Source organism: Methylibium sp. (genome assembly GCF_013817365.1).
Classification (GTDB): Bacteria; Pseudomonadota; Gammaproteobacteria; order Burkholderiales; family Burkholderiaceae_C; genus Methylibium.
Window position 1 is genome coordinate 1 of record NZ_JACDCU010000141.1, and the last position, 8,717, is coordinate 8,717.

The window sequence follows — 8,717 nt, forward strand, 5'->3', positions numbered from 1 at the left end:
GGACCACCCTATGAACACAGCGCTGATACCGATCGACGGCTCATCCAGTTCGCTGCGCGCGCTGGCCTTCGCATTGCACGCACTGCGCGGCCGCCCAGATGCACAGATCCATGTTCTCAACGTTCAGGCGCCTCTGCTGCATCCGTGGCCTGGAAAGTTGGTGTCGCCAGACATGATCGACGCCGAGTTGCGTAGCGACGGCGAGAAGCTGCTGGTGCAGGCCGAGATCATGGCGCTCGCCGCCGGCATCGGCAGCGTGGCGCACGTCAGCATCGGGGCAGCGGCCCAGGAGATCACTGCGTATGCGGCCAAGCATGGCTGCGATGTCATCGTGATGGGCACTCGCGGCATGGGTGCCGTGGCCAATCTGGTGGTGGGGTCGGTCGCGCAACGGGTCGTGCATCTGGCGACTGTGCCGGTGACCTTGGTCAAGTGACGGTTCCGCGAACCTCCCACGGCATCTGTCACTCATGAGGCCAGCGCCGCCCTCTCAGCAGCCATCGGTCAGCGGGCACGCGCTTTCGCACGCAGTTCAGGAGCATGTTGATCAAGGAAGCCGGCACCATGATTCTGACCGACGACAACTTCGCCAGCATCGTGCGCGCGGTGCAGGAAGGGCGCACGAACTACGACCATCGTCAAGATCGTGCGCTTCTGGCCGACTTCGGCTTGACGATGACAACCGGAACTCTGGCGGTGTACTGGTACCGGATGCGCACCGGTGATGCACCGCGTGCCTTGACCTTGGCCTTCACCACCCAACGAGGAATCGACGATCGCGCACAGCGTTTGCAAGCTGCTCGGCCTGCCCATTGCTACGGAACCGAATCATGATGACCAAGACGACGCCCACCGAAACCCCGAACGGCCCGCTGACGGCCGATCTGCTGCGCCGGATGGACGCCTACTGGCGCGCCGCCAACTACCTGTCGGTGGGGCAGATCTACCTGCTGGCCAACCCGCTGCTCCAGGAGCCGCTGACGCTCGCGCATGTCAAGCCGCGCCTGCTCGGCCACTGGGGCACGACGCCGGGCCTGAACTTCGTCTATGTGCACTTGAACCGCATCATCCGGCAGTACGACCTCGACATGATCGACGTCACCGGGCCCGGCCACGGCGGCCCCGGGCTGGTCGCCAACTGCTGGCTCGAAGGCACCTACAGCGAGGTCTATCCGAACATCTCGCAGGACGAGGCCGGCATGCAGCGGCTTTTCAAGCAGTTCTCGTTTCCCGGCGGCATACCGAGCCATGTGGCGCCCGAAACGCCGGGCTCCATCAACGAGGGAGGCGAGCTCGGCTATTGCCTCTCGCACGCTTTCGGCGCCGCCTTCGACAACCCCGATCTGCTGGTCGCCTGCGTCGTCGGCGACGGCGAGGCCGAGACCGGGCCACTCGCGACCAGTTGGCATTCGAACAAGTTTCTGAACCCCGAGCGCGACGGCGCGGTGCTGCCGATCCTGCACCTCAACGGTTACAAGATCGCCGGCCCGACGGTGCTTGCGCGCATCCCACGCGACGAACTCGAGATGCTGTTTCGCGGCTACGGCTATGAGCCCCATTTCGTCGAAGGTGACGAGCCCGCGGCGATGCACCGCTTGATGGCGGCGACGCTCGACCAGGTAGTCGCCGAGATCCAAGCCATCCAGCGCGAGGCGCGGAAGAACGGCTTCTCACGCCGACCACGCTGGCCGATGATCGTGCTGCGTTCACCGAAGGGCTGGACCGGGCCGGATGTCGTTGATGGCCTGGCCGTCGAGGGCACGTTCCGTGCGCATCAGGTGCCGGTGGCCGGCTTGGCGAGCCAGCCCGAACACCTCCAGATTCTCGAGCGCTGGATGCGCAGCTACCGGCCCGAGGAGCTGTTCGACGCGGGCGGCCGGCTGGTTGCGGAGTTGGCCGCGCTCGCGCCGGAAGGCAAGCGCCGCATGGGCGCGAACCCGCATGCCAACGGCGGGCTCGTGCTGCGCGATCTGGTGCTGCCCGACTTTCGCGACTACGCCGTGGCGGTTGAAACGCCAGGCGCAAGCGATGCGGAATCGACGCGTCCGCAAGGCCAATTTCTCCGCGACGTGCTCAGGCTCAACGCCGACGCGCGCAACTTCCGCGTCTTCAGTCCCGACGAGACGAGCTCGAACCGCTGGAACGCGGTGTTCGAGGTGACAAAGCGCTGCTCGACCGCCGAAATCCTGCCCGGCGACGACCATGTGGCGCCCGACGGCCGGGTGATGGAGGTACTAAGCGAGCACCAGTGCGAAGGCTGGCTCGAAGGCTATTTGTTGACCGGGCGGCACGGCTTCTTCTCGTGCTACGAGGCCTTCATCCACATCATCGATTCGATGTTCAACCAGCACGCCAAGTGGCTCGACGTGGCGCGGCGCATTGGCTGGCGGCGGCCGATCGCGTCCTTGAACCTGTTGCTGTCCTCGCACGTCTGGAGGCAGGACCACAATGGCTTCAGCCACCAGGACCCCGGCTTCCTCGACCTGGTGGTCAACAAGAAGGCTAGTGTCGTTCGCGTCTACCTGCCGCCGGACGCGAACACGCTGCTGTCGGTCACCGACCACTGCCTGCGCAGCCGCAACTACGTCAACGTCGTCGTCGCCGGCAAGCAGGCCGCGCCGCAATGGCTGGACATGGATGCTGCCGCCAAGCACTGCAGCGCTGGCCTGGGCATCTGGGCTTGGGCCGGGAACGACGGCGCGAGTGTTCCCGACGTCGTGATGGCCTGCTGCGGCGACGTGCCGACTTTGGAAACGCTGGCCGCGGTCGAGCTCCTGCGCCAGCATCTTCCCGAGCTGAAGGTGCGCGTCATCAACGTCGTCGACCTGATGAAACTGCAGCCACCGAGCGAGCATCCGCACGGCTTGAGAGACGCCGACTTCGACATGCTGTTCACGCGCGACAAGCCGATCATCTTCGCCTTCCACGGCTATCCGACGCTGATCCACCGCCTCACCTACCGCCGCGCCAATCACGCGAATCTGCACGTGCGCGGCTACAAGGAAGAAGGCACGACGACGACGCCGTTCGACATGGCGGTGCTCAATGACCTCGACCGCTTCCACCTTGCCGGCGACGTGATCGATCGCGTGCCGAGCCTCGGCTCGCGCGCCGCCGTCGTGAAGCAACTTTTGCGTGACAGGCTGATCGAGCACAAGGCCTACATCTGCGAACACGGCGAAGACATGCCGGAGATTCGCAACTGGCGCTGGGGCGGGCAGGCCTGATTGCGGAACGCCCATGACCGACACCGTCCCCGCCGTCACGCTCAGCCCACGTGACTACGACACTGTTCTGTTCGATCTCGACGGCGTACTGACCAAGACCGCCAGCGTGCATGCCGCGGCCTGGAAACGATTGTTCGACGCGTTTCTCGAACAGCGATTTGGTGACACCGGCGAACCGTTCGTCCCCTTCGACATAGATGCCGACTATCGGCGGTATGTCGATGGCAAGCCGCGTCACGACGGCGTTGCGGCGTTTCTCGCGTCTCGCGCCATCGAGCTGCCGGAGGGGTCACCCGAAGACGGCCCCGGCGTGCAGAGCGTGCGCGCGCTGGGCAGCCTCAAAGATCAGTACTTCCTCGAGCACCTCAACCGGCAGGGCGTCGAGCCCTACGAAGCGGCGATCGCGTTGGTCAAGACACTGCGGGCGCTGCAGATCAAGACGGCGGTCGTGTCGTCCAGCAACAACTGCGCGGCGGTGCTCGAGGCCGCGGGTATCGCGCAGCTGTTCGACACGCGTGTCGACGGGGTCGAAATCACCCGCCTCGAACTCAACGGCAAGCCAGCTCCGGATGCCTTCCTGGAGGCGGCTCGGCGTCTCGGCATCGCAGCGTCGCGTGCGGTCGTCGTGGAGGATGCCATCGCCGGCGTCGAGGCCGGCCGCGCGGGTCGATTCGGCTGCGTCATCGGCGTCGATCGCAGCGGGCAGTCGCTGGCGCTGCGCAAGGCCGGTGCGGATGTCGTGGTGACCAACCTGGCCCAGGTCCGGGTGGCCGAGGAGCCCGCTTCGGCGTGGTCTCTGGCGTTCGAGGGTTTTGACCCCGCACAGGAAGGAATTCGCGAAGCCTTGTGCACCCTGGGCAACGGCTATTTCGCAACACGCGGCTGCGCCGCCGAGGCGGCGGCGGACGACATTCACTACCCGGGCACCTACCTCGCCGGCGGCTACAACCGGCTGGCTACCGATATTGCCGGCCGCGTTGTCGAGAATGAGGATCTCGTCAATTTCCCCAACTGGCTCGCGCTCGAGTTTCGCGTCGCCGACGAAGACAAGTTCGACGCGAGGACGGTCACGCTCCTGTCGTACCGACAGGAACTCGATCTGCGGCGCGGCATGCTGTTGCGAACCATCCGCTTCGAGGACCGGCAAGGGCGACGCAGCCTGTTGACGGAGCGGCGTCTGGTCTCGATGAGCGACATGCACCTGGGCGCACTGGAGCTGAAGCTGACCGCGGAGAACTGGTCGGGCAGGGTCACGGTGCGCTCGGCGATCGACGGGCGTGTCGTCAATGCGGGTGCGAAGCTGTACCGCAAGTTCAACAACAAGCATCTGCAGCCGCTGGCCGGCGAGGTCGTCGGCGAGGACAGCGTCTACTTGCTGGTGCGCACCAGCCAGTCGAACCTTCACGTCGCGCAGGTCGCCCGAACACGAGTTTTCCTCGACGGAAAGCTTCTCGACCTTGCACGCCGAGTCATCGAAGAACCGGGCTACATCGGGCAGGAACTGGTGGTCGACCTCGAGCAGGGCGAGACCTTGATGCTCGAGAAGCTGGTCGCCTTCCACAGCTCGCGCGATCATGCCATCTCGGAGTGCGGACTGGAGGCGCGCAAGGCCATCTCGCGGGCCGGCCGCTTCGACGCCGTGATGGCGGACCATGTTCTGGCCTGGAAGCACTTGTGGCGTCGCTTCGACATTCATATCGAACCGGCCGATCCGACGGTCAAGCTGAACGTCTCGATGCTGCTTCGGCTGAACGTGGTTCACCTGTTGCAGGCCGTGTCGCTCCACTCCATCGGGCTCGACATGGGCGTGCCCGCGCGCGGCTGGACCGGAGAGGCCTACCAGGGCCATATCTTCTGGGACGAACTGTTCATCTTCCCGTTCTTTAACCACCGCGTGCCCGAGATCACCCGGGCACTGCTGATGTACCGCCACCGGCGCCTTGGCGAAGCGCGCGCCGCCGCGCACAGCGCCGGCTACAAGGGGGCCATGTTTCCCTGGCAGAGCGGCAGCGACGGCCAGGAGGAGACGCAGGCACTCAACCTCAACCCGCGCTCGCTGCGCTGGGCGAGCGACAACTCCTACTTGCAGCGCCACGTGGGAAGCGCTATTGCCTACAACGTGTGGCAGTACTTCGAGGTCACTCACGACCTCGAGTTCATGCAGTTCTACGGCGCCGAGTTGATCCTCGAGATCGCCCGTTTCTGGTCCAGCATCGCGACCTTCAACGAAGAGCGCGGGCGCTACGAAATCCGGGGCGTGATGGGTCCCGACGAGTTCCACGACGGCTATCCGGATGCAGCGCTGCCTGGCCTCGACAACAACGCCTATACCAATGCCATGGCCGTGTGGGTGCTGTGTCGGGCGCAGGACGTGCTCGACCTGCTGGCCGACATGCGCCGCGCTGAACTCACGACGCGCCTCGGCATCTCGGCGCAGGAGATCGCGCGCTGGGCCGACATCAGCCGCAGGATGTACCTGCCCTTTCATGACGACGGCATCATCAGCCAGTTCGAAGGCTACGAGAAGTTGCTCGAGTTCGACTGGCAGTACTACCGAACCCGTTACGGCAATATCCAGCGGCTCGACCTCATTCTCGAGGCCGAGAACGACAGCCCCAATCGCTACAAGCTGGCGAAGCAGCCCGATGTATTGATGCTGTTCTATCTGTTCTCGGCCGAGGAACTCGGCGAGCTGTTCAGACGCCTGGGCTATCCGTTCGAGTACCAGACGATTCCGAACAACGTTGCCTACTACGCCGCACGCTCGTCCCACGGCTCCACGCTGTCCCGCGTGGTGCATGCCTGGGTACTGGCTCGCTCCGATCGGCCGCGCTCGATGGTCTTCTTCGCCGAGGCGCTGCAAAGCGACGTGAGCGATATCCAGCAAGGAAGCACCTCGGAAGGGGTGCACCTCGGAGCCATGGCAGGCAGCGTCGACCTGGTGCAGCGCGTTTCCACCGGCATCGAGGTCAAGGGCGGTGTTCTGCGGCTCGATCCGCAGCTGCCGCTGGAGATGGAGCGCCTGGACATGCGCATCCGTTATCGAGGGCATTCGCTCGACCTGCGACTGACGCGCCACTCCCTCACGGTCCGCGAGCGTGATGGCGCAGCGGCGCCGATCTCCTTGTGCGTTGGAGGCAAGGCATGCGAATTCGTGAGCGGCAGCACCCGTGTGTTCGAGTTGAAAGGCGCACCGGCCGCGGCAACTTCTCCGGCCGCGGTTGCCAGCAACCGGGCGCCGTCGCTGCCGCTTTCGACATGACGGTGTCGAACGATCTGTGGGGTTGGCTGTGGTTGGTGCAGAAAGCAGGGGCACGGACTTGGATAGCAATACTGCCGCACGACATGGGAAGTGTCGGACACCATGAAACAACAGCGGGTTAAGTCATGCGCATCAGGATCGACGCCGTATCGTTGGACAGCACGAGTATCAAAGTGCACTCTGATGGAACCGGAGCGCAAGGAAGCGGTTCGCAAGCCATCGGCAAGTCCAGAGGCGGGCGGAATACCAAGGATTCATTTGATATGGTGCCGAGAATGCGTAGTGAGGCGGCGACTGCCAGCGGGTTCCCGCGGCTGCTGGCCGACATCGGCGGCACACGCACCCGGCTCGGGCTGCAGACCGAAGCCGGCGCGGCACCGAGTGAAATCGAGGTGCTGCAAGACGACGACCATGCATCGCTCGAAGCGGCGCTAACGTTCTACCTCGATGCGCGGCGCGGGCCGCGCGCGCGAGATGCGGCGCTCGCCATCGCCACGCCGGTGCTCGGCGACGACGTGCGCATGACCAATCGCGACTGGCGCTTCTCGATCTCGGCGCTGCAACGCGCGCTCGGCTTCGACCGGCTCGTCGTCATCAACGATTTCAGTGCGCTCGCGCTGGCGCTGCCGTCCCTGCAGTCAAGCGATCTGCGCAAGGTCGGCGGCGGCCAGGCGGTGCCCGCGCAGCCGCTCGCGCTGATCGGCCCCGGCACCGGGCTCGGCGTGTCGGGCCTGTCGCCTGCAGGCGGTCGCTGGCTGCCGCTGGCCAGCGAGGGCGGGCATGTGACGTTGGCGGCGGCCGATGAGCGCGAGGCGGCATTGATCGCACTGCTGCGCCGGCGCTTCGGCCATGTCTCAGCCGAGCGTGCGTTATCGGGGCCGGGCCTGGCCAACCTGCATGCGGCGCTCGCCGAACTCGATGGCGTCGCCGCGGCTTCGCTCGATGCGCCGCAGATCGCCGCGCGAGCCAAGGCCGGCACCGACCCGTTGTGCGTCGCCGCGGTCGAGACCTTTTTCGCCATGCTGGGTGGCGTCGCCGGCAACCTCGCGCTGACCGTGGGCGCGCACGGTGGCGTCTTTATCGGCGGCGGCATCGTGCCGCGCTTCGGGGACTGGATCGGACGATCGCAGTTTCGCGAACGCTTCGAAGCGAAAGGGCGATTTCGCGAGTACCTGGCGGCGATCCCGACCTTCGTCGTCGATGCCGCCCTGCCCCCGGCGCTGTTGGGCGCGGCAGCCGCGCTCGATCCGATCAAGCCTGAGCGTCGGCGACGCCGCTCATGACGCGGCTGAAGCCACCCGTCGACATGAGTGATTTCGGCGGTGATGCCGTCCGCCAGATCGGACGGCAGGAAGGCCGCGGCGTTGCCGACATCGCCGATCGACATGTTACGGCGCAGCGGCGCATTGGCGGCCACCGCTTCGAGCATCTTGCCGAAGCCCTCGATGCCCGAGATAGCGAGCGTCCTTATCGGCCCGGCCGCAACTCCGTTGACGCGGAGGCCCTTCGGGCCGAGGCTGGCGGCGAGGCAGGTGAAGGTCAGCAGCGACGCGGTTGCGTTTCGTCAGCCGCGGCAGCGCCGGACAGTTGTACGACGAGATGTCGTGAGCGACGCAGGACGCCTCGCGCGACAGATCGCGCCGAAAAGAGTCGCCGGCGATCGACTCGCACGGCGCGAAGCGCCAACATCGCAGTCGAACATCGGGCCGAGTCGAACTCGGCGGCGAACTCGGTGATGTGCTGTTCAAAACGCTCAATGTGGTAGCTGAAAGCGGCTCAGCGCCCTCGCGGCGGCACGCGCGCGCGATGCCTGCGGGCGATCGCAGGTGCCGCGTCGGCACGCGGTGGCTGCTGCTGGGGTTAGGGGCCCAGCGTCAGTGTCCGGGGTTCTCTTGCACACAGACGCGGCGTGGCCGCGGATGCATGGTGAATCCGAGGCTTGCCGCCAACAAAACCGCCGCTACCGCGGCCCATCTGACTCGAGGCGCACCCATGCACATGTACGACCATCACCCGCACGGCGCGACAGACCTGCAGTCGAACGGGAGAGGCGAAGCACCGGGCGGTCTGTCGGACCCGGTCTGCGGCATGGCCGTCACGGCCGAGTCGGTGAACAGGCTGGAGCACGACGGCAAGCCCTACTACTTCTGCAGTGTGCGTTGCCAAACCAGGTTCGTGGCCGATCCGCTGGCCTACATCGGCAAGCAGGGCATCGCAAAGGGGAGCAG

At 65.7% G+C, this 8,717-nt stretch carries 6 protein-coding genes and 2 pseudogenes; 7 read left to right on the forward strand and 1 reads right to left on the reverse strand.

Annotation, left to right across the window (positions count from 1 at the left end):
* From H0W38_RS10390 to H0W38_RS10415, 6 genes and pseudogenes are all read left to right on the forward strand, one after another.
* The coding region (locus tag H0W38_RS10390; RefSeq protein ID WP_292453597.1) for a universal stress protein at positions 1 to 436 on the forward strand (436 nt) is incomplete at its 5' end.
* A 104-nt stretch (positions 437 to 540) separates the two neighbouring features.
* Entirely contained in the window at positions 541 to 834 is a 294-nt protein-coding gene (locus H0W38_RS10395; protein ID WP_292453598.1) for a hypothetical protein, read from the forward strand.
* A complete protein-coding gene (locus H0W38_RS10400; RefSeq protein ID WP_292453605.1) occupies positions 834 to 3,227 on the forward strand; it encodes a phosphoketolase in 2,394 nt (797 codons plus the stop codon). Before H0W38_RS10395 ends, H0W38_RS10400 begins: the two co-directional genes overlap by 1 nt.
* A gap of 13 nt (positions 3,228 to 3,240) precedes the next feature.
* Complete coding sequence (locus tag H0W38_RS10405; RefSeq protein WP_292453600.1) at positions 3,241 to 6,489, forward strand: beta-phosphoglucomutase family hydrolase; 3,249 nt, start codon at positions 3,241 to 3,243, stop codon at positions 6,487 to 6,489.
* A gap of 146 nt (positions 6,490 to 6,635) precedes the next feature.
* Positions 6,636 to 6,740: pseudogene (locus tag H0W38_RS10410) on the forward strand (IS5/IS1182 family transposase); the annotation flags it as partial.
* A gap of 24 nt (positions 6,741 to 6,764) precedes the next feature.
* Positions 6,765 to 7,772, forward strand: coding sequence for a glucokinase (locus tag H0W38_RS10415; RefSeq protein ID WP_292453606.1), 1,008 nt, complete (start codon positions 6,765 to 6,767; stop codon positions 7,770 to 7,772).
* Here the strand turns inward: H0W38_RS10415 and H0W38_RS10420 are convergent.
* Positions 7,741 to 8,330, reverse strand: a pseudogene (locus tag H0W38_RS10420) (SDR family oxidoreductase). The gene H0W38_RS10415 and the pseudogene H0W38_RS10420 overlap by 32 nt on opposite strands.
* Before the next feature lie 151 nt (positions 8,331 to 8,481).
* On the opposite strand from H0W38_RS10420, the gene H0W38_RS10425 reads away from it, so the two are divergent.
* The coding region (locus H0W38_RS10425) for a YHS domain-containing protein (RefSeq protein ID WP_292453602.1) at positions 8,482 to 8,717 on the forward strand (236 nt) is incomplete at its 3' end.

Bases quoted from the DNA above. Each gene is read 5' to 3' on its own strand.
- H0W38_RS10395 (WP_292453598.1), top strand. From the start codon at position 541: ATGTTGATCAAGGAAGCCGGCACCATGATTCTGACCGACGACAACTTC.
- H0W38_RS10400 (WP_292453605.1), top strand. From the start codon at position 834: ATGACCAAGACGACGCCCACCGAAACCCCGAACGGCCCGCTGACGGCC.
- H0W38_RS10405 (WP_292453600.1), top strand. From the start codon at position 3,241: ATGACCGACACCGTCCCCGCCGTCACGCTCAGCCCACGTGACTACGAC.
- H0W38_RS10415 (WP_292453606.1), top strand. From the start codon at position 6,765: ATGCGTAGTGAGGCGGCGACTGCCAGCGGGTTCCCGCGGCTGCTGGCC.